Source organism: Bradyrhizobium sp. CCBAU 11434 (genome assembly GCF_028128895.1).
Lineage (GTDB): Bacteria > Pseudomonadota > Alphaproteobacteria > Rhizobiales > Xanthobacteraceae > Bradyrhizobium > Bradyrhizobium zhengyangense.
Genome location: NZ_LBJX01000011.1, coordinates 998,023 through 1,017,515, shown reverse-complemented (window position 1 = coordinate 1,017,515; position 19,493 = coordinate 998,023). Strand labels below are relative to the sequence as shown.

Here is a 19,493-nt window from a genome sequence, read left to right as displayed (position 1 = left end):
GCTCAGCTGTGGGCCGGGCCCCGCATGATCTTCATGGCATCGGCGATGTGACGCCATTCCTTGGCCTCGTCAGCCTCCCCACGCCCCTCGCAGGCCTGCGCCTGTTCGGCAGCCTTGGCAATCGCCGCGAAACCATGCTGTTCCAGCATCTGCCGGGCGACGGTGTGAACCTGGACCTCGGACATCATGGGCGTTCTCCCGTTATGAGGACACCGCAGCGCCCGGCTCGGCGCTCCGCGGTTTGGTGACAACGACCGAATAGCGCGTCTCGTTCCGCTCATCTGCAAACGACGAAGGCGGCCCGCTGTGCCCAGCGGACCGCCTTCTCACCCACCCCAAATCGGGAGCGGCGTCGGCCGGGCACCCCTACCCGACCGCCACTTTCTTGCGCTCGAAATCGTTGGGCACCTCAATGTCGACCTCGAGGGTCGAGACCTCGTCGCCGCGCTCGAGCCGTACGATCACTTTGGTCGGATCCAGCATCACGTGCTTGGAGACGACGGCCAAAATTTCCTCACGCAGCACACCGAGCAGATCGGGTTGGCCGCGCATTCCGCGTTCATGGGCAAGCAGAATCTGCAACCGTTCGCGAGCGACGGGTGCGGATGCCTTGTTGCCGCGGAGAAGCCGGAGCAGACCCATGCTCATGCAGCCCTCCGTCGCAGCAATCGATCCATGAAGCCCTTGCGCTCAACAGGCACCTGCATGGCGATGGTCTCGCCGCACAGCCTGCGCGCCGCGTCGATATAGGCTCGCGCGGGTGCGCCTTCGGCGTTCGACAGCGTCACTGGCGTGCCGACATTGGAGGCGCGCAGCACGTCCTGGCTCTCCGGGATGATGCCGAGCAAGGGCGTTGCGAGGATTTCCAGGATGTCGTCGATAGTCAGCATCTCGCCGCGCGCCGCGCGCGAGGGATCGTAGCGGGTGATGAGAATGTGCTTCTCGACCCGTTCGCCCTTCTCGGCCCGCACGGTCTTGGAATCCAGCATGCCGATGATGCGATCGGAATCGCGCACCGAGGACACTTCCGGATTGGTGACGATCACGGCCTCATCGGCAAAGCGCATCGCCATGGAGGCGCCGCGCTCGATGCCGGCCGGGCTGTCGCAGATTACCCAGTCGAAGCGGCTGCGCAAATCGGCGATGACCTTGCCGACCCCCTCTTCCGTGAGCGCATCCTTGTCGCGGGTTTGCGAGGCCGGCAGCAGCCAGAGATTCTCCAGCCGCTTGTCCTTGATCAGCGCCTGCGGCAGCTTTGCCACGCCCTGCACCACGTTGATGAGGTCGAACACCACGCGGCGTTCGGCGCCCATCACGAGGTCGAGGTTGCGCAAGCCGACGTCGAAATCGACGACGACGACCTTGTCGCCGCGTTGCGCCAGCGCAGCTCCCAACGCGGCGGTCGTGGTCGTCTTGCCGACGCCGCCCTTGCCTGATGTCACGACCAGTACCTTGGCCATTTCAAATATCTCCTTCTGGTCAGTTCAGCGCAGTAATTCGCATGGTGTTGCCTTGCAGCCAGGCCTGGGCCGGCTTGCCGCGCAAGGCGCTGTCGATGTCGTCCGCAGTTTGATAAAATCCATCAATTGCAAGCAGTTCGGCCTCGATCTTCTGGCAATAGATGCGCGCGCTCGTGTGTCCGTTAACGCCCGCCATGGCGCGGCCGCGCAGCGCGCCGTAGATATGGATGGATCCGCCGGCGACGACCTCGGCGCCGGAGCCGACCGAGCCCAGAATGGTGACGTCGCCTTCCGGAAAGATCACGGTCTGGCCGGAGCGCACGGGGCTCTCAAGCAGCAGCGAGGTCGGCCTGCTCTCGGCCTTGGCCTCCGGCTTCTTCGGGGCCGTCGGTTCGATCACGCAGCTGCGCCCGCCCGACAGCAGCGGCGGCATCGACGGGGTCAGCCTGCCCTCGTCCACGCCCTCGATGCCGAGCACGCGGATGTTGCGGTCCTGCAGGCTGGTGAGCAGATGGCCGATGCCGGCTTGGCTGAGATCGACCGAGGACAGGTCGATCACCACAGGCCGTCCGGCGAAGAAGCCCGGCGAGCGCGCGATGGTGGTGTCGATCTCCTGGAGCCAGTCCTGGATCGGAACCGTCGGCACGAACACGAAGGCCACGTAGGAGCGACCGCGCAGGCGCACCATTTGGCGTTGGACTTTTGCTGCAGCCTCCATAGCGGCCGACTCGTTCCCTGTTATTGAATGGTTAACGATGCCGTCGATATGGTTAATGGCCGGTTAATTTCTCCGTGGGGTTACGTGGTACACCCGAACTGTCATCGCCCGCGAAGGCGGCGATCCAGTACTCCGAGACGGTTTTGGGTCAATCGATAGGCCGCGGCGTACTGGATGCCCCGCCTGCGCGGGGCATGACTCTGGATTATGAGGCAAGCGCTTTCGTCGACAGCCCCTACTTCTTCACCTTGCTCGCATCCATCTTGATGGCGGGGTCCAGCATCTTGGTCGTGAACGCCGTCGTCACGTCGAACGGCTTCTCCATGCCGAGATAGGTCTGGACCAGCTCGTAATCCTTCTTCATCCGCTCGCCGTCGATCCAGCCCAGGCCCTTGGTCGTGGTGAACTCGTCCGTCATCAGAAACTTGATGCGCTCCCACTGGCGTTCCTGGTTCTCCTTGTCGAGACCGGAGACCTGGTCGAGCAGCGCCTTCAGGCATGGCGTGACGTCGGCAACGCAGGCGGCAAAGGCCTTCTGCGAGATGCGCACGAAATCCTCGACGAGCTTCGGGTTCTTCTGCAAATACGCGCCGTTGACGATCAGCGAATTGCCGTAAGGGTTGAGGCCGATGTCCTTCCAGTTGACGTAGCCGAGGTCCGGCCCGAACTCGATCACCTTCAGATCGTGCTCGTTGTAGAAGTCGCTGATGATGTCGACCGTGTGGCTCTTCAACGCTGCGATCTTGGCGGTCGGACCGATATTGACGAAGCTGACGGAGTCAGGCGCGAGACCCGCCGCCTTCGCGAACGCAGGCCACATCACGCGCGAGGCATCGCCGGGCGGATTGCCGATCTTGTGGCCGGCAAAGTCCTTCGCGCCGTTCACGCCATAGCTCTTCAGCCAGTAGAAGGTCTGGCCGGTATTTGCGTAAATGCTCATCAGGGCGACATCGTCGGCGCCCTTGCTCTTGGCGACCAGCATGGTGGCGAGATCGGCGATGCCGAACGGTGAGCCGCCGGAGCCGACCTTGGCGGCGGAGACGCCGGAGCCCTTGCCGACCTCGATGGTGAGGTCGATGCCAGCCTTCTCGTACCAGCCTTGCGCCTTGGCATAGTAGAACGGCGAATGATCGGCGGTCGGCGTCCAGTTCAGGATCAGGTTGACCGCCTCGCCCGCACCTGCCGGGGCCACCGGCAATCCGAGCATCAGGGTTACGATCGCAGCCTGCAAACGCTTCATCGTACTCTCCTCATTCCCGCGACCCGGCTTGTCGCTCCCGCCATGTCCGGTTACCAATGCAACAAGCCCGTCCTCAACTTGTCAACTGTTTGGTTGGAAATGCCCGCAAAACGCTCAGGCGACACCGTGCCGCAGCGCCGCGACCCCGTCGCTACCCGCAAGAAACTGCTCACCGCGGCACGCCAGGAGTTCGCCCGGCACGGTTTTGCGGGCGCCCGCGTCGACGAGATCGCCGAGCGCGCCGGCGTCAACAAGCAGCTGGTCTACCATTACTTTGGCGACAAGGACGCGCTCTACCTCGCCGTACTCGAATGGGTCTATGAGGACATCCGCGAACAGGAGCGCAGGCTCAATCTCGAAGGCCTGCCGCCGGACAAGGCGATCCGCCGGCTGATCGAGGCCTCGTTCGACCATCTGGCCGCCAACCCTGATTTCATCGTACTTTTGAACGATGAGAACCGCGGCGGCGCCCGCCATGTCCGCGGTTCGACGCGGCTGGAGGCGATGCATTCGCCGCTGGTCAAGAGCGTCTCGCACATCCTCCATGAGGGCGTGCGCTCAGGGATGTTCCGCAAGGGGATCGACCCCATCCAGCTCTACATCTCCATTGCGGGCCTCTCCTATTTCTTCTTCTCCAATACGCCGACGCTGTCGGCGATCTTCGGCAAGGACCTGTCGAGCCGTACGGCCCGGCGCGCGCGCCGCCGGCATGTCGCCGATCTGGTGCTGCAATCGCTCCGGCCGTAATCAACCAGCTGGTTGAAACTTGCCCCGCGGACGGTTAGGTTCGGCTTGCGGCAGCGAGGCCGAAGCAATAGGGAGCGGATGGTGGCAGGTGGCGGAGCAAGGCCGGCGCGCAGCTTTGCGATCGTCCTGATCGTGCACCTCGCCGTGCTCGTGCTCTGGCAGGTCGCGGTCGACGCCTTCCACGTGCCGAAATTCATCCTTCCCTCGCCGCTTGCGACGGTGCAGACGCTGGGAACCGCCAGCTACGCCTGGGGCGCCAATACGCTGGTGACGGCGATCGAGATCCTCGGCGGCTTCGCGCTCGGCGCCGTCGTCGGCGTCGCGCTCGCCGTGATCTTCAGCTGGGCGCCGCTGGTGAGCCTGGTGCTGCTTCCGCTGTTCGTGACGCTGAACATGATCCCGAAGGTCGCGCTGGGACCGCTCTTCATCGTCTGGTTTTCGTACGGCATCCTGCCGAACATCCTGATCGCCTTCAGCATCTGCTTCTTCCCGATCCTGCTCACCACCGCGCGGGGCCTGCGCGAGGTCGAGCCCGACCTGCTCGATCTCGTCAAATCGCTGCGCGGGTCGCGCTGGACGCTGTTCCGCAAGATCCAGCTGCCGGGCTCCCTGCCTTACGTGTTCTCCGGCATGAAGGTCGGCGCCATCCTCGCGGTCGCCGGCGCGATCGTCGGCGAGTTCATCGCCTCCGAGCGCGGGCTCGGCTACCTCATGATCCAGGTGCAGTCCTCGCTCGACACGCCCGCGATGGTCATGGCCGTCGTGCTGCTGACGCTGCTCGGCGTGGCCCTCTACGGCCTGGTGCTCGCCCTCGAACACATGTTCGTCGTCGGCGACGCAAGACAAATCTGAGACGGCAAGCCTAACGAAGGACCGATCGATGCTGCTCACCCGCCAGACGCTGCCGAAGACCATTCCTGACATCGCAGCCCTCGACGATCTGCTGTGCCGGCCGACGCAGGCGCTGATCGATGACCTCAAGAAGGTCGAGGGCGACATCATGGTCCTCGGCGTCGCCGGCAAGATGGGCCCGACGCTGGCGGGGCTGGCGAAGGCTGCGGCGCCGGATCGCCGCGTCATCGGTGTGGCGCGCTTCAGCGAGGCCGGCATCAAGGACTGGCTGCACGCGCGCGGCGTCGAGACCATCAATTGCGACCTCCTGGACGAGACCGCGATCAAGGCGCTGCCGAAGGCGCCCAACATCGTCTTCATGGCCGGCCGCAAGTTCGGCGCCGAGGGCGATCTGTCGCTGACCTGGGCAATGAATGCGCATGTCCCGGCGCTGGTGGCGCAGGCCTTCCCGTCATCGCGGATCGTGGCGTTCTCGACCGGCTGCGTCTATCCGTTCGTGCCGGTCGACGGCAAAGGCTCCACCGAAGAGATGGCGCCGAACCCGCCCGGCGAATACGCCCAATCCTGCGTCGGGCGCGAACGCATGTTCGAGTATTTCTCGCACAAGTTCGGCACGCCCGGACGGCTGTTCCGGCTCAATTACGCGATCGACATGCGCTACGGCGTGCTGCACGACATTGCCACGAAGGTGCTCACGGGCTCGCCGATCGATGTCAGCCTTGGTCATGTCAATTTCATCTGGCAGGGCGATGCCTCCGCGCAGGCGCTGCGGTGTCTGGCCCATTGCACGGCGCCGACCTCGCCGATCAATGTCAGCGGGCACGAGATCCTTGCTGTGCGCGACCTCGCCACGAAGTTCGGTGCAAGGTTCGGCCGTGCGCCAGCGCTGATGGGCAAGGAAGAGCCGACCGCCTGGCTCACCGACACGTCGAAAGCGGTCGAGCTGTTCGGCCTGCCCGTCGTCGACACCGAGCAGATGATCGCCTGGACGGCCGACTGGGTCTCCCGCGCCATGCCGAGCCTCGGCAAGCCGACCAAATACGAGGTGCGCGATGGCCGTTACTGACGGGCTGCCCGTCATCAAGCTCGGCGTCGAGGATGCGATCGCCGGGCTCGTGCTGTCGACGGAAGCGAAGTGGAACCAGACCGAAGAGGATTGGCGCGTCTTCCTGCACGAGGGCGTCGTGTTCGGCATCCGCAACGGCCCACTGCTTGTCGCTACCGCTGCGCTGCTGCCCTACTCCGGCAACAACGCCTGGATCAGCATGGTGCTGGTGACATCGAGCCATCGCCGGCGCGGCCTCGCAACGCGCCTGGTCGACGCCTGCCTTGAAACCGCACGCAAGAACGGATTGACCAGCTGGCTCGATGCGACGCCCGAGGGCGCTGCCGTCTACGGGCCGCTCGGCTTTACCCCGACGCTGCAACTGCGGCGATTGAAATTGGTCATGCCGCCGCGCCTCCCCACGCCACCGCCACCGGCCGCATCGCTCGATACGCTGCGCACACGGGACCTGCGCGCCACCGGTTTCGACCGCAGCGCCCTCCTCACCGCCTTTGCGCAGCGCTCCGGCTCGCGCATCGTCGCCTCGCACGGCGCGATCGCGCTGATCCGCGACGGCAGGACCGCGCGCCATATCGGCCCCCTGTTTGCGGACAATGCCGCCGACGCGCTGGCGCTGGTTCACGCGATCGCGCGATCCGAGAACGCACCGCTGCTGATCGACGCGGTCGCCCCGCAGGCCGCGTTCCTGGAAGGATTGATCGCCTCGGGCTGGACCATCGAACGACCGTTCCAGCGCATGCGGCTCGGCCCCGCCACATCAGCGGGCGATGAAATGCCGTTCGCCGTTGCCGGCCCTGAATTCGGATAGGACATCATGCACCACAGCCAGATCAACAGCGACATCCGCAAGCTGATTGCCGAAGGCACCGTGCTGCCGGCGCATCCGCTCGCCCTCACCGCCGAGCGCCAGCTCGACAAGAGACATCAGCGCGCGCTGACGCGCTACTACATCGACGCCGGCTCCGGCGGTCTCGCGGTCGGCGTCCACACCACGCAGTTCGCGATCCGCGATGTCGGCCTCTACCGACCCGTGCTGGAGCTTGCCGCCGAGACGGCAGCAAACTGGACCAGGCGGCCGCTGGCGATGGTCGCGGGCCTTGCTGGTCCAACAAAGCAGGCCGTCACTGAGGCCCGCACCGCACGCGACATCGGCTATCACGCCGGCCTGCTCAGCCTCGCCGCAATGAAGGGCGCTTCCGAGGACGAGATCATCGCGCATTGCACGGCGGTCGCCGTCGAAATCCCGCTGGTCGGCTTCTACCTCCAGCCGGCCGTCGGCGGCGTCATCCTGTCGAGCCGGTTCTGGCAGCGCTTTGCCTCGATCGACAATGTCATCGCCATCAAGATCGCGCCGTTCAACCGCTATCGCACCCTCGACGTGCTGCGCGGCGTCGCCGCCGCCGGCGCGCTCGACCGCGTCGCGCTCTACACCGGCAACGACGACCACATCCTGCTCGATCTGATGCTGCCATTCGACCTGCGCGACAAGGGCGTCACCACGCGCACCTATTTCAAGGGCGGTCTTCTCGGCCATTGGTCGGTGTGGACGGCGAGCGCCATCAAGCAGTTCGAGCGCTGCAGACAGGCGCGACACAAGGACAGCGTGCCGGCCGATCTGCTCGCGCTCGATGCCCGCGTCACCGACTGCAACGGCGCCTTCTTCGACGTCGTCAACAATTTCCACGGCTGCATCGCCGGCTGTCACGAGGTGCTGCGGCGTCAGGGCCTGATGCGGGGCCTATGGTGCCTCGATCCGAACGAGGGCCTCAGCCCCGGCCAGAAAGAGGAGATCGACCGGGTCACGTGCGAGCATGCCGACCTCAGCGACGATTCCTTCGTCGCTGCCAATTTGAGCAAATGGCTGGCATGAGCCCAAAGCCCTTCATCAGCCTGCAAGGCGTTCGGAAGATCTACCGCAGCGGCGGTGGCGAATTCCTGGCGGTGTCCGACGTCACGATGGACGTGCAGGAAGGTGAACTGGTCTCGCTGGTCGGCCCGTCCGGCTGCGGCAAGACCACGGTGATGAAGATTCTGGCGGGCTTGCACAAGGCCGATGGCGGCACGGTCACGATCGGCAATGCCGACAGCCCGTTCGATCCGAGCCGCGACATCGGCATGGTGTTTCAGCAAGCGTTGCTGCTGAAATGGCGCACCGTCCTGGACAATGTGCTGCTGCCCGCCGAGATCGTGGGACTGCCGATCAAGGCCGCACGCGAGCGGGCGCGCGACCTGCTCAAGCTGGTCGGACTTGCCGGCTATGAAGAGAAATATCCGCGCGAGCTTTCCGGCGGCATGCAGCAGCGCACCGCCATTGCGCGTGCCTTCATCCACGATCCAAAGCTGATCCTGATGGACGAGCCGTTCGGCGCGCTGGACGCACTGACGCGCGAGCAGATGAATCTGGAGATGCTGCGGATCTGGCGCGAGAGCGGCAAGACCATCGTCTTCGTCACGCATTCGATTCAGGAAGCCGTGTTCCTGTCCTCGCACTGCGCCGTCCTGACCGCGGGCCCTGCGACGATGGCCGATTACTTCCCGATCGACCTGCCCTTCCCGCGCGATCTTCCGCTGAAGACGACGGATGCGTTCGGCGCGTATGCGCGGCGCATTTACGCGAAGCTGGGGCTGGGCGCGGCGTAGACCACACGACAGGTCTCGTAGGGTGGGCAAAGCGAAAGCGTGCCCACCAATTCCATCGATTCATCGTAGAGATCGTGGGCACGGCGCAAGAGCGCCTTTGCCCTCCCTACGAGAGCCGGGCGCGACGTGAAAACCGCACCCTCCTCACGCTCAAGTCTTGCTGCGCATCTTGCCGAGCAGATAATTGTCGTAATAATTCTCCGCGATCTGCGTGTAGAACAGCAGCTCCTTCATATACGCATCGTGGCTGTCCTTGGTGCGCTTGAACAGGTCGCTCTTGGCGGCGAGCTCGTTCAGATGATCCTGGGTCGCGCTGTAGCAGGCTTCCATCACTGGCTGCGGAAACGCTTTCAGTTCCGCGCCGTTGGCGATCAGGCGCTTCAGCGCGGCCGGATTGACGCTGTCATACTTCTCCAGCATCCAGGCTCCGGCAGCCGAGGCCGCCTGGTTGACGATGGCCTGGTACTGCTTCGGCAGGCTCGCCCATTTCTCGTCATTGACGATCATGTGCAGCATCGCGCCGCCCTCCCACCAACCGGGGAAGTAGTAATATTTGGCGACCTTCTGGAAGCCGAGCTTCTCGTCATCGTAGGGACCGACGAATTCAGCGGCATCGATCGAGCCCTTCTCCAGCGCCGCATAGACGTCGCCGCCGGCAAGCTGCTGCGGCACGATGCCGAGCCGCGCCAGCACGTGGCCACCCATGCCGGCGATGCGGAATTTGAGGCCCTTGAGATCGTCGACGGTCTTGATCTCCTTGCGGAACCAGCCGCCCATCTGGGTGCCGGAATTGCCGCAGAGGATGGCGTGGGCCTTGAAGGGCTTGAGAGCCTCGTCGGCGAGCTCAGCGCCACCACCAAAGTACCACCACGATTCCTGATGGCGGTGATTCATGCCGAACGGCACGCCGGTGGCGTAGGCCAGCGCCGGCTCCTTGCCGATGTAGAAATAGAGCGGCGTCTGCGCCATCTCGACCGAGGCGACGCTGACGGCATCGAGCGCCTGCAGGCCCGGAACGAGCTCGCCGGCGGCAAAGGTCTGGATCTGGAATTTGTTGTCGGTGGCCTCGGCAACATATTTCGCAAAGGTCTGCGCCGTGCCGTAGATGGTGTCGAGCGACTTCGGGAAGCTCGAGGTCAGGCGCCATTTGATCTCGGGCGCGCCTTGCGCGATCGCGGGGGCAGCCACCAGCGTCGTCGCGCCGGCGACCGCACCTCCCTTAAGGAATGTACGGCGTTTCATGTTGGGCTCTCTCCCTCTGAGTCAGGCTTGAAATGGATGGCGTAATCCACCGTCTTCGCGGACCGTTTGCCCGTTCCTGCCATGCAGTTCAAGCCATGTTAAAGGAGGGGCGACTTGCCAAATCGCCGCGTTGCGGATCGCTCAGGCGTCCTCGACAAAGATCGACAGGGCCTGGCGCAATTCCTTGTAGGCGCGCGGTCCGATCTTGGCCGCCAGCGCCTTGTCGCTCTCGGCAGCCGCGGGCCTGAGCCGGGCAAGCAACGCGATACCGGCCTCGGTCAGATAGAGCACGTAGTAGCGGCGGTTGACCGCCGACGCGGTACGCCGCACCAGGCCGCGGCTCTCCAGATGATCGACCAGCCTGCCAAGCCCTGCCCGCTCGATCGACAGCAGCTGCGCGACCGCGAGCTGGTTGACGCCGGGATTGGCATCGATCACGCAGAGCACGGAAAACTGCGCGGGGCTGATCTCGAAGGCCGCCAATTGCCGGCTGAACTCCTTGAAGATCCAGAGCTGCGCCCTGCGGATGCTGTAGCCCAGCAATTGCGTGAGGTCGCCAAGCGCAAGCGGCTTCGCCTTGGCCGGCTTGGTGCCGGACACGGCGCGGGGCGCCGATCGCGACGGCTTTGTCACGCGTGCTGGCCGCTGCGGTCGTGCGATCCGTTTCCTCACCCGTGCCTTGCCTGGCTGCATCGACCCGCATCTTTCGCAGAGCCGGTGCAGGCGCATCCGGCGGATTCGGACAGCTAACCTAACGCAACGTGGCCCGATCGAGAAGCCGGGCGGGTTCCGTCCTCGCATCTACAGCTTCTACGACAGGTTGCACAGCAATATCGCGCGATGCGTCATGTTGACACGGCAACATCGCTCCCTTAAGCATCGTGAAAGCCCGCCGTCATGCGAGCGGGTTCAAGGGGAGCGAAATTCGGTGCCGTCATCGGGGGTGGACGCCGATCCGCATGCCATCGTGCATGCGCGGCGGAACGACTTTGCGCGCGGCCGATGCCGCGCTGGCGCCGACCATGGGCGCGCGAGCTTCTCTTCCAACAACACTATCGCAGATCACGCCGCCAAGCCTTGCCATCAAGCCTTGCCGTCAAGCCTTGCCGGCTTGCGGCGCGCCGGCCGCGTTCGTTCACGCAGCAATCATGAAACTGGGAGGACATGACATGAAACGACTTTTCCTGGCATCGACGATCATCGCCACTTGGGCGTCTCTTGGTCCCCAGGCCACGGCGCACGGATTGCCGCCCAGCGGCGTGGCGCCACGCGCGTCCTGCACCGCCCTCACCGGCCTCACGCTGCCGAATACGCAGATCCTGAGCGCGACGCAAAAGTCGGGCTATTGCAACGTGGTCGGCATCATCAACAAGCGCGTCTCGACGCAGGATCCAGATCACTTCACCTACGGCATCGGCTTTGCGCTCAACCTTCCCAACACCTGGCACGGCCGCTTCGAAATGATGGGCGGGGGCGGCACCGACGGCGGCCTCAATGCCGACCCGCAAGGCGCAGCCGGCGTCGAGGTCGGCCAGGGCTGGGCGGTCGCAGCCGATGACGGCGGCCACGAGGACAATCCGGCCAATGCCGTCGGCGGTTATCAGGACGACGACGCCAATGCCGGCGGCTCCGCGCATTTCGCCATCGATGCGCAAGCGCGCCGCGACTACGGCTACAACGGGATCGAGAAGACCGCGACCACCGCCAAGCAGATCATCTCCTATTTCTACGGCCTCGACACCGTCTATTCCTACATCATGGGCTGCTCGAATGGCGGCCGCGACGCGATGGTGGCGTCGCAGCGCTCGCCCTGGCTGTTCGACGGCGTGATCTCGCAAAACCCCGGCTTCAACCTGCCGCAGGCGGCGCTCGCCGAGGCCTGGAACGAGCAAGTGCTCGGCACGCTCTCCACCAGCAAGGACGTCAACGGCCAGCCGTTCATCCCCGACACCTTCCCGCAGCAGGACCTTCAGGTGGCATCGGCCGCGATCCTGAGCGCCTGCGATGCGCTCGACGGCCTCGTCGACGGCATCATCGACAATTACCACGCCTGCACGGCCAAGAAGGTCTATCCGGCGCTCGCAAGCTACACCTGCGCCACCGGCTCGCACGGCAGCACGCCGCATGGCGGCACCTGCCTCACCAGCGGCCAGGTCGATGCGCTGAAGAAGATCTACGCCGGCCCGGTCAACTCCAGGGGCGAGCGGCTCTATTCGAACTGGTTCTGGGACGCCGGCATCTGGACGCCGCCCTCGGCGCCCGGCGCAGGCTGGCAACTCTGGAACGTCGTCACTGCGCCGGTGCCTGGTGTCAATACCGCGATCAATCTGACGCTCGGCGCCGGTGCGATCCCGATGATCTTCCAGACCCCGCCCGTGGTCACGCCGGTCAACGGGCCCACCGGCCAGGAAGCCTTCGTGTTCAAGTTCAACTTCGACACCGATGCGCCAAAAATCTTCACGAAGACCGCGGCCTATCCGGAGAGCTCGATGGACTTCATGGCGGCGGTCGCAACGGACTTGCGTCCGTTCCGGGCGCGCGGCGGCAAGCTGATCATCTCATCCTCGGTCAATGACGGCATCTTCTCGGGCGCTTCAATCGCCCGCTGGTATCGCCACATGAACCAGCGCATGGACAAGCACGCGACCGATTTCGCGCGGCTGTTCATGGTGCCCAACATGGCACATTGCGGCGGCGGCGCGGCGACCAACAACTTCGCCACCAACGAGCTCAAGGCCATCACCGACTGGGTCGAGAACGGCATTGCGCCGGAGCGCATCGTCGCGGCCAACACCAACACCGCCTCGCCCTACCCGGCCGGCGGCCTGTTCGACCCGCGTGTTGCCCAGAACTTCCCGACCGGAGGGACGCGGCCGCTCTGCGTCTATCCCAGGATCGCAGCATACAAGGGCAGCGGCCTGACCAGCGATGCCGCCAACTTTGCCTGCGTCGATCCCGGCTTTGGCCGCGGCGGCGACCACGACTTCGACGACGATGACGATGGCCACAGCGGCGACCGGCACTGATCGTTCGTAACTCCGTGTCGTGTCCCGGACGCCCAGCGTCCGGGGCACGGGTTGTTTAAACCCAAGCTCTATCCCCGTCATTGCGAGCGCAGCGAAGCAATTCAGACTGTCTCCGCGGGGAGACTCTGGATTGCTTCGCTGCGCTCGCAATGACGGAGTGTGGGCACCAGCTCGGCCTAAGCCACCTCCTCGTACAGGCCCGCAATAAACTCGCTGAACGTCGGGGCGAGCGGCAGGACGTAACCCCACCGGTCGGACATCGCCTCAGCAAGCGTCCACGGCTTGTCGTATTCGGCGACCTCGTGATCGATGAACCAGATCTTGCCGAAATGCGCCTTGTCGATCGTCATGCAGATCGGGTTGCCGCCGTGATCGCTCATGATCCACAGGAGCTCATCCACGGTTGGCCATTGCGGCGTCTGTCGCGTCTGCACCAGCGAGCATTCGTCGCTCCGTAATCCCAACACCTCCTGGATCGCACCGGCCCAATGCCCTTGCGGCCAGTTGAACTCGGCGGAGCCCTGGAAATAGCCGCCCGCGCAGCCCAGCAGAAACCGGCGATAATCATCCGGCAGACGACACCCGAGCACCTTCTCGAACGATGCAAGCGCGGCCTCGGTCGGCGCTTCGCCGGTGGCGCTGTCGACTCCCGCGATGAATTTGGCAATGTCCATGTAGTCTCTCCTCGGCGCATCTGCGCGCACGACTTCGTCGCGGGCGCAGAGAAGCCGGTTCGAGGAGGAGAGATTGTTTGCCTAAAGCAGCTTCGCGCTCACGAACAAGGCGCGCACGGCATTCGTCGCCTGGACCGCGAGCATGGCGTTGCCGGCAGCGCCTTCCAGCGCCGCGACGGCCTCCTCATGCAGCGAGCGGAATTCCATCCACTCGACCGATTTGAAGTTGGTGAGGAATTGATAGGCCTGGCCGACGGTCGCGATCGCCAGCGTGTCACCGTTCAGCTTGATCTTGAACGTCGTGCGCAGCGGGGTCTCGGAGCTTGCTGGATCACTCATGGGCTGCTTCTGGACGACAACGGCTTAACGAAGGGAAAACGGCAGCCCCGCCGGACCTGGTAAAGATCAGGAATCGGTGCTGGCGCGCTGCGAGGCGGTCGTCGCACCGCTCAGGCTCGGCACCACGACCAGGCGGTTGAACTCGCCATTGTCGTAGGCCTTGAGGAAGCGATCATAGTCCTTGATCGAGACGCAGCCGTTGGAATCGCCGCGCGGGCCGAGCATGTAGGTGTGGGTGAGCAGACCGACGCGTCCGAGCGCACTGGTGCCGTCGGTCGGCGTCATGCGCAGCGCCCGCACGCCGTGGAACAGTTTTTCGCGCGGCTTGAGGTCGTAGGTCGCAGGCGGGGTTGCACCGACCATGCGCTGGTCGACATGATCAGGATCGTCCATCAGCGCGCCCATGCCCGAATGGGCTTCGATCGCGACACCGCTCGGCAAATAGAGCGCCTTGGCCTTGATGTCATAGACCGCCGTCTTCGAATCGTAACCGAGCGCGGCGAGATCCGGCGCCCTGCCCAACAGGCCGTCGCCGGGGGTCAGCGAGGCCAGCCTGATCTTGTCGGTGAATTTCTCGAAGAAGTTGCGGTTGTCGACGCGGGGATTGGCGTCGGCAAAGGCTTGGCTCGAGGCGATCTGCGCGGAGAAGTCGGCCTGGACCGGCCGCGAGCGCGGCATCGGCACGGCGTCGGCGCGTTGCGAGGGCTTTGCAGTCTCTTCGGTTGCGGGCTGATCGTTATCGATCAAGGTCGAACGCCAGTCGTCGCCCTGGAGCTTTTGGGCGAGCATCGCCTTGGCGTCGCGTAGCTTGAGCTGAACCGCGTTCAGGGCGGAGCGCTCCATGGTCCGCAGACCGAGCTCGCGCGGGTTGCTGCCGGACAGCGAGGCGAAACGATCATTGAACGAAGGAGAATTGCCGGGCGGAAGCGCGGCGGTTACGAGCGAGCTCGAATCGCCTGAATTCGACACGCCAATATCCGCGACCCACGCGGCGGCACCCAGCGCCAGCGCGATCGCGGCCATGGACAGTAATATCGTCTCGGCTCGCCCAATACGGCGGCGCGACAACAGCCTGTCGGCGCGTACGCGGTCGGAAACCATCAGATCCCCAAATCGACACCCCCGGGGGACCCAACCCCCACCCGGAGACTCTATACCAGCTACCACATTGGGAGCCAAAAGTTAGGCATAATCGCGGCCGGCAAGCCCTCCGGAGGTACCCAATGACCGATCCTTTCGATCTAGCGCGCTTCCTGGAGGCCCAAGACCCGGTTTTTCGCGCCGTTTTGACGGAGCTGGGCCAGGGCCGGAAGCAAAGCCACTGGATGTGGTTCGTGTTTCCGCAAATCGCCGGCCTCGGCTTCAGCGCCATGTCACAGCGTTATGCGATCGGCTCGCGGGCAGAGGCCAAAGCCTATCTCGCCCACCCCGTGCTCGGCCCACGCCTGACCCAATGCACCCGCCTAGTCCTCGCTGTGCAGGGGCGAACCATCAATGCGATCCTCGGCGCGCCCGACGATGCCAAATTCCGCTCGTCGATGACGCTGTTCGGCGCCGTGTCCGGCGATCCCGTCTTCGACGAAGCGCTCGCCAGATATTTCGCCGGCAAGCGCGATGATGCGACGCTGGAAATCCTGGCAGCTCTCGATCGAAAGACCTAGCCGGCACACCTGCGGCGCGAGCAGCGTAAACCCGCGGTTAACAGGCTGCCCCTATTTTCTTGGAGAAAATCATTCTCCACCCGCGCCAATTGCCGGACGAATCATGAAAATCGGTACGCTGCTGACCACCGCCATCGTCTCGCTCTCGACCGTCGGCGGCGGCCTCGCCGTCTATGTCGCCGTGACGAAATACCAGACGATCGAGCGGATCACGGAGGCACAGGGCCGGCTCGCGATCGTCCGCGCCGTCAGCGACATCCCGCGCTATCTCAACCCCGAGCGCGGCTTTGCCACCAACATCCTGTATGGGCCCGCGACCGTCGACCCGGCGCAGCTCGCCGAGCATGACAAGCTGCGCAAGCAGACCGACGGTGCCCGCGACCGGATGAACGCGGTGCGCAAGGAGTTGCCAGGCCCGTTTGACGACGGCACCACCATCGGCAGCAACATCGACAGCCTCAATGCGAAGTTCACCGCGCTCCGCGAAGCCGTCGACAAGGCGATCTCGGGACCCGCGGAAGCGCGCAAGGACGCGGCCAGAAAGATCGTCGCCGACAATGCCGTGCTCAATGCCGGCGTCACCGCGCTGCTCAACGAGCAGGTCCGCCGCATGGCGATTCTCAACGGCGATGCCTACCGCCAGGCGAGCTATGCCAATATCGCGATGACGCTGCGTGACATCGGCGGCCTCAACGCCAGCCTGCACAAGAACCTCCTTGGCTCGAAGAAGATCGCGACCGACGCCGAGAAAGTCGATGTCGCCCGCACGCAGGGCCGCAACGACCAGCTCGTAATGTCGCTTCAGGAGCTGCGCGGCAACCCGACCACGCCGGCCAATGTCGCAGCTGCACTGGAGACGATGAACACCGTCTATGTCGAGGGCTTTGGCCGCGAGCAGAAACTCGTCAAGGACGGCGCAGTCACCGGCAAATACGAGCACGACGTCGACACCTACTACGCCGCATCGCAAGTCGGTCTCGGCGCGATCATCGGCGTCCGCGATGCCTTCTACGACAATGCCGAGCAGATCCTCGCCGGCGCGTCTGCCGCCGCGCGCACCAGCTTTACGATCGCACTGGTCGGCCTGCTCGCCGTGCTGATCGCCAGCGCCGGCCTCATCGTAATGGTTCGCCGCCGCGTCTGCGCCCCGATCGTCGGCCTGACGACCCGGATGTCGCGGCTTGCAGACGGCGAGCTTGCGGAGGATATCCCCGGCGCCGACCGCTCCGACGAGATCGGTGCGATGGCCGCCGCCGTCCAGGTCTTCAAGGACAACATGATCCGCGCCGACAGGCTCGCGGCGGAGAAGCAGGCCGAGAACGACGGCAAGATGCGCCGCGCCCAGGCGCTCGACGAGTTGACCCGCGCCTTCGAGGCCAAGGTCACCGAGCTGGTCGGCGGCCTGTCACAGGCCTCCTCCACCATGGAGAGCACCGCGCAGTCGATGACGACGACGGCGGCCCAGACCAACAGCCAGGCCGCGGTCGTCGCCGCCGCATCCGAGCAGACCTCGACCAACGTGCAGACGGTCGCAAGCGCGACCGAAGAGCTCACCTCCTCGATCGCCGAGATCGGCCGCCAAGTCGCACAATCGACCGAGATCGCGGCCCGCGCTGTCGACAACGCCCGTCGCACCGGCGACACCGCGCGTGCGCTTGCCGAGGGCGCGCAGAAGATCGGCGACGTCGTCACGCTGATCCAGAGCATCGCGGAACAGACCAATTTGCTGGCACTCAACGCGACGATCGAGGCCGCCCGTGCCGGCGACGCAGGTCGCGGCTTTGCCGTGGTCGCATCCGAAGTGAAATCGCTGGCCGGCCAGACCGCCAAGGCCACCACGGAGATCTCCGAGCAGATCACGGCGATCCAGACCGCAAGCGACGAGACCGTCACCGCGATCCGCAACGTCGCCGACGTCATCGCCGAGATCGACCAGATCGGCACTGCGATTGCGGCCGCGATCGAGGAACAGGGCTCGGCCACCAAGGAGATCGCCCGCAGCGTCCAGGAAGCTGCACGCGGCACCCTGGAGGTCAACTCCAACATATCGGGCGTGCAGCGCGCCGCCGACGACACAGGTAGCGCCGCAAAGGAAGTTCTCGGCGCCGCCGAACAGCTCTCGACGCAGTCGCGTGACCTCGCCGGCCAGTTCGATCGCTTCCTCGGCGAAGTCAGGGCTGCGTAGGCGTAGCTTGGCAGCCCTCTAGCTCAGTACGGCGGCGCCTTGCGCGCCCGCTGAGCCTTGGCCGCCTCGATCCACCACAGCAAATCATCGGCAAAGCGCGGGAAGGAGCGCTCCAGCGCCTTGCCGCCCTCGCCGATTGGCTCGCTTTCGGCCGACAAGGTCTGCGCGATCGGTCCGACGCCGATGGTGCTCGAGACCACCACCATGCCCATTTCCGACAGAGTGCCATGCCAGGCGGTCGAGGCGCGCGCGCCCGACAGGCGCCCGGCGGAGTAGCTCACGATCGCAGCCGGTCGCCAGAACCACTCTTCCAGGAAGTGGTCGGTGAGGTTCTTCAAGCCGGGCTGGATGCCCCAATTATATTCGCCGGTGACGAAGACAAAGCCGTCGGCACCGCGGATCTGGCCGGCGAGCTTCTCCAGCGCCTCGGGCGCCGTGCCTTTGGCGTATTCCTTGTACATGCGATCGAGCATCGGCAGGCCGATGGCCTTGGCGTCGATGAACTCGACCTGCTCGCCGCGACTGCGCAGGCGATCGATCACGAAATTCGCCAGGCGGATGCCCATGCGGTCGGAACGGTAGGATCCGTAGAGGACGAGAATGCGGTTGCTCATGCCGGCATGCTAGCACGAAACCGGAGCCCGGCCCCAGTCGCTTTATCGCGCTATCGCCGGCGTCTGCGGCCCAGCGTTTCCGAGGGTGTCTCGCCGAACTGGTCGCGATAGCTGCGAGAAAAATCGGACAGATGCCAGAAACCGAAAGCCAGCGCGACAGCCTTCACGCTCTCGGCGCCGGCGAGGAGCTGCCGGCGGACCAGCCACAGGCGGTGGACCCGCAAGTAGCGATGCAGGCTCATGCCGCGATAGCGGCGGACCACATCATGCATCGTGCGGACGGAGAAACCGAGCTTGCGTGCGATCTCCTCGCTATAGATTGGCTGCGACAAATCGTCGGACAGAAGTGCGCGGATGTCCTGGAAGATCTTGAAATTGCGCTCGTCGTTCGCGCGCAAGGTCCATCGTGCGGGAACCAGGCTTTCGAATGCCTGGTCAACGGCGCCGAGCAGAGATTCCTTCATGGCCGCCGCCTTCAATGGCATCGCCGCGGCCTCAACCGGCTCGGCCGCAACGGCCAGAACCTCCCGAACCACGTCACGCAGCCGGTTCAGACCGGCCGCGGTCGTCTCGTAGATCTTGAAGATTGAAGTCGCCGCCGGCCACCCCCGATCCGTCACCTCCGGCCTGAATACGACCGAGGCGATCTGCCGCTGCACCTCCTCGATCGTGGTGTAGGCAGCGCCGCTGCTGCCAATGACGATGACTGGACGGGCACGCTGCGAACCGTTGAAGCGAACGGGCACGTTGAGGTCGTCCATCATGAAGCCGATCGCCGTGCAGTTTTCGACGAGTTGTGCATCGACAACGCGGGGAAACGCACGCGTCACGTTCACGTCACATCCGGGCAATGACAGGATTGTCTGCTCAGACGAAATGCTCCTGACGAAAGGCGTGAACTGGAAATTCAGGCCCCGTATGGCATACCGAAATTCATCGACGTCGGAGAAGCGAAATGTCTTGAGCGCCAACCCGGGCGCATCATCAATACTGTTCATGGCAATTTGAAACGTCGCATCCAAACCGATG

At 64.7% G+C, this 19,493-nt stretch carries 21 protein-coding genes; 9 read left to right on the top strand and 12 right to left on the bottom strand.

Annotated elements, in window-relative coordinates; all coding sequences use genetic code 11:
- Positions 1-2: 2 nt before the first annotated feature.
- The 5 genes from XI06_RS12325 to XI06_RS12305 form a co-directional block, all read right to left on the bottom strand.
- Positions 3-188: a hypothetical protein gene (locus XI06_RS12325; RefSeq protein ID WP_094974415.1), complete on the bottom strand. Its 186-nt coding sequence runs from the start codon at positions 186-188 to the stop codon at positions 3-5.
- A gap of 178 nt (positions 189-366) precedes the next feature.
- A complete protein-coding gene (minE, locus tag XI06_RS12320; RefSeq protein WP_128952114.1) occupies positions 367-648 on the bottom strand; it encodes a cell division topological specificity factor MinE in 282 nt (93 codons plus the stop codon).
- Entirely contained in the window at positions 645-1,460 is an 816-nt protein-coding gene (gene minD / locus XI06_RS12315) for a septum site-determining protein MinD (RefSeq protein WP_237858153.1), read from the bottom strand. The genes minE and minD overlap by 4 nt, the downstream gene beginning before the upstream one ends.
- A gap of 19 nt (positions 1,461-1,479) precedes the next feature.
- Complete coding sequence (gene minC / locus XI06_RS12310; protein WP_237858154.1) at positions 1,480-2,178, bottom strand: septum site-determining protein MinC; 699 nt, start codon at positions 2,176-2,178, stop codon at positions 1,480-1,482.
- Between the two features lie 235 nt (positions 2,179-2,413).
- Positions 2,414-3,418, bottom strand: coding sequence for an ABC transporter substrate-binding protein (locus XI06_RS12305; protein ID WP_237858156.1), 1,005 nt, complete (start codon positions 3,416-3,418; stop codon positions 2,414-2,416).
- Positions 3,419-3,517: 99 nt separating this feature from the next.
- Here XI06_RS12305 and XI06_RS12300 point away from each other — a divergent pair, with 99 nt between their 5' ends.
- From XI06_RS12300 to XI06_RS12275, 6 genes are all read left to right on the top strand, one after another.
- Complete coding sequence (locus XI06_RS12300) at positions 3,518-4,165, top strand: TetR/AcrR family transcriptional regulator (protein WP_237858157.1); 648 nt, start codon at positions 3,518-3,520, stop codon at positions 4,163-4,165.
- Positions 4,166-4,246: 81 nt separating this feature from the next.
- Complete coding sequence (locus XI06_RS12295) at positions 4,247-5,017, top strand: ABC transporter permease (protein WP_271605464.1); 771 nt, start codon at positions 4,247-4,249, stop codon at positions 5,015-5,017.
- A gap of 28 nt (positions 5,018-5,045) precedes the next feature.
- Positions 5,046-6,083: an NAD-dependent epimerase/dehydratase family protein gene (locus XI06_RS12290; RefSeq protein ID WP_271605396.1), complete on the top strand. Its 1,038-nt coding sequence runs from the start codon at positions 5,046-5,048 to the stop codon at positions 6,081-6,083.
- The gene (locus XI06_RS12285) at positions 6,070-6,891 is read left to right on the top strand and encodes a GNAT family N-acetyltransferase (protein WP_237869292.1); all 822 of its coding nucleotides are present in this window, start codon (positions 6,070-6,072) and stop codon (positions 6,889-6,891) included. Before XI06_RS12290 ends, XI06_RS12285 begins: the two co-directional genes overlap by 14 nt.
- Positions 6,892-6,897: 6 nt before the next feature.
- Entirely contained in the window at positions 6,898-7,953 is a 1,056-nt protein-coding gene (locus tag XI06_RS12280; RefSeq protein WP_271605395.1) for a dihydrodipicolinate synthase family protein, read from the top strand.
- Entirely contained in the window at positions 7,941-8,723 is a 783-nt protein-coding gene (locus XI06_RS12275) for an ABC transporter ATP-binding protein (RefSeq protein ID WP_271605394.1), read from the top strand. Before XI06_RS12280 ends, XI06_RS12275 begins: the two co-directional genes overlap by 13 nt.
- A 150-nt stretch (positions 8,724-8,873) precedes the next feature.
- Here XI06_RS12275 and XI06_RS12270 read toward each other — a convergent pair whose 3' ends face one another.
- Positions 8,874-9,965, bottom strand: a complete 1,092-nt coding sequence (locus XI06_RS12270) for a TRAP transporter substrate-binding protein (protein ID WP_237869298.1) — start codon at positions 9,963-9,965, stop codon at positions 8,874-8,876.
- Between the two features lie 141 nt (positions 9,966-10,106).
- On the bottom strand, positions 10,107-10,598 hold the full coding sequence (locus XI06_RS12265) for a MarR family winged helix-turn-helix transcriptional regulator (RefSeq protein ID WP_237858169.1): 492 nt from the start codon (positions 10,596-10,598) through the stop codon (positions 10,107-10,109).
- 536 nt (positions 10,599-11,134) lie between these two features.
- Between XI06_RS12265 and XI06_RS12260 the strand changes: the two genes are divergently transcribed.
- Positions 11,135-12,991, top strand: a complete 1,857-nt coding sequence (locus tag XI06_RS12260) for a tannase/feruloyl esterase family alpha/beta hydrolase (RefSeq protein ID WP_237858171.1) — start codon at positions 11,135-11,137, stop codon at positions 12,989-12,991.
- A 176-nt stretch (positions 12,992-13,167) separates the two neighbouring features.
- On the opposite strand, the gene XI06_RS12255 is transcribed toward XI06_RS12260, so the two are convergent.
- From XI06_RS12255 to XI06_RS12245, 3 genes are all read right to left on the bottom strand, one after another.
- On the bottom strand, positions 13,168-13,665 hold the full coding sequence (locus tag XI06_RS12255; RefSeq protein ID WP_237858173.1) for an SMI1/KNR4 family protein: 498 nt from the start codon (positions 13,663-13,665) through the stop codon (positions 13,168-13,170).
- 81 nt (positions 13,666-13,746) lie between these two features.
- Positions 13,747-14,004 (bottom strand): hypothetical protein, encoded by a 258-nt coding sequence (locus XI06_RS12250; protein WP_237858175.1) that lies wholly within the window; start codon positions 14,002-14,004, stop codon positions 13,747-13,749.
- Positions 14,005-14,070: 66 nt separating this feature from the next.
- Entirely contained in the window at positions 14,071-15,105 is a 1,035-nt protein-coding gene (locus XI06_RS12245; protein ID WP_442869420.1) for a DUF2778 domain-containing protein, read from the bottom strand.
- Positions 15,106-15,227: 122 nt separating this feature from the next.
- Between XI06_RS12245 and XI06_RS12240 the strand changes: the two genes are divergently transcribed.
- Positions 15,228-15,665: a DUF1810 domain-containing protein gene (locus tag XI06_RS12240; RefSeq protein ID WP_271605393.1), complete on the top strand. Its 438-nt coding sequence runs from the start codon at positions 15,228-15,230 to the stop codon at positions 15,663-15,665.
- Positions 15,666-15,768: 103 nt separating this feature from the next.
- Positions 15,769-17,850 carry a methyl-accepting chemotaxis protein gene (locus tag XI06_RS12235; RefSeq protein ID WP_237891224.1) on the top strand — a complete coding sequence of 694 codons (2,082 nt, stop codon included), beginning with the start codon at positions 15,769-15,771 and terminating at the stop codon, positions 17,848-17,850.
- A 23-nt stretch (positions 17,851-17,873) separates the two neighbouring features.
- On the opposite strand, the gene XI06_RS12230 is transcribed toward XI06_RS12235, so the two are convergent.
- Entirely contained in the window at positions 17,874-18,464 is a 591-nt protein-coding gene (locus XI06_RS12230) for an NADPH-dependent FMN reductase (RefSeq protein ID WP_271605392.1), read from the bottom strand.
- Positions 18,465-18,514: 50 nt separating this feature from the next.
- Positions 18,515-19,462, bottom strand: a complete 948-nt coding sequence (locus XI06_RS12225; protein ID WP_237859382.1) for an AraC family transcriptional regulator — start codon at positions 19,460-19,462, stop codon at positions 18,515-18,517.
- Between the last annotated feature and the right edge of the window lie 31 nt (positions 19,463-19,493).

Bases quoted from the DNA above. Each gene is read 5' to 3' on its own strand.
- XI06_RS12325 (WP_094974415.1), bottom strand. From the start codon at position 188: ATGATGTCCGAGGTCCAGGTTCACACCGTCGCCCGGCAGATGCTGGAA.
- minE (WP_128952114.1), bottom strand. From the start codon at position 648: ATGAGCATGGGTCTGCTCCGGCTTCTCCGCGGCAACAAGGCATCCGCA.
- minD (WP_237858153.1), bottom strand. From the start codon at position 1,460: ATGGCCAAGGTACTGGTCGTGACATCAGGCAAGGGCGGCGTCGGCAAG.
- minC (WP_237858154.1), bottom strand. From the start codon at position 2,178: ATGGAGGCTGCAGCAAAAGTCCAACGCCAAATGGTGCGCCTGCGCGGT.
- XI06_RS12305 (WP_237858156.1), bottom strand. From the start codon at position 3,418: ATGAAGCGTTTGCAGGCTGCGATCGTAACCCTGATGCTCGGATTGCCG.
- XI06_RS12300 (WP_237858157.1), top strand. From the start codon at position 3,518: ATGCCCGCAAAACGCTCAGGCGACACCGTGCCGCAGCGCCGCGACCCC.
- XI06_RS12290 (WP_271605396.1), top strand. From the start codon at position 5,046: ATGCTGCTCACCCGCCAGACGCTGCCGAAGACCATTCCTGACATCGCA.
- XI06_RS12285 (WP_237869292.1), top strand. From the start codon at position 6,070: ATGGCCGTTACTGACGGGCTGCCCGTCATCAAGCTCGGCGTCGAGGAT.
- XI06_RS12280 (WP_271605395.1), top strand. From the start codon at position 6,898: ATGCACCACAGCCAGATCAACAGCGACATCCGCAAGCTGATTGCCGAA.
- XI06_RS12275 (WP_271605394.1), top strand. From the start codon at position 7,941: ATGGCTGGCATGAGCCCAAAGCCCTTCATCAGCCTGCAAGGCGTTCGG.
- XI06_RS12270 (WP_237869298.1), bottom strand. From the start codon at position 9,965: ATGAAACGCCGTACATTCCTTAAGGGAGGTGCGGTCGCCGGCGCGACG.
- XI06_RS12260 (WP_237858171.1), top strand. From the start codon at position 11,135: ATGAAACGACTTTTCCTGGCATCGACGATCATCGCCACTTGGGCGTCT.
- XI06_RS12255 (WP_237858173.1), bottom strand. From the start codon at position 13,665: ATGGACATTGCCAAATTCATCGCGGGAGTCGACAGCGCCACCGGCGAA.
- XI06_RS12250 (WP_237858175.1), bottom strand. From the start codon at position 14,004: ATGAGTGATCCAGCAAGCTCCGAGACCCCGCTGCGCACGACGTTCAAG.
- XI06_RS12245 (WP_442869420.1), bottom strand. From the start codon at position 15,105: ATGGTTTCCGACCGCGTACGCGCCGACAGGCTGTTGTCGCGCCGCCGT.
- XI06_RS12240 (WP_271605393.1), top strand. From the start codon at position 15,228: ATGACCGATCCTTTCGATCTAGCGCGCTTCCTGGAGGCCCAAGACCCG.
- XI06_RS12235 (WP_237891224.1), top strand. From the start codon at position 15,769: ATGAAAATCGGTACGCTGCTGACCACCGCCATCGTCTCGCTCTCGACC.
- XI06_RS12230 (WP_271605392.1), bottom strand. From the start codon at position 18,464: ATGAGCAACCGCATTCTCGTCCTCTACGGATCCTACCGTTCCGACCGC.
- XI06_RS12225 (WP_237859382.1), bottom strand. From the start codon at position 19,462: ATGAACAGTATTGATGATGCGCCCGGGTTGGCGCTCAAGACATTTCGC.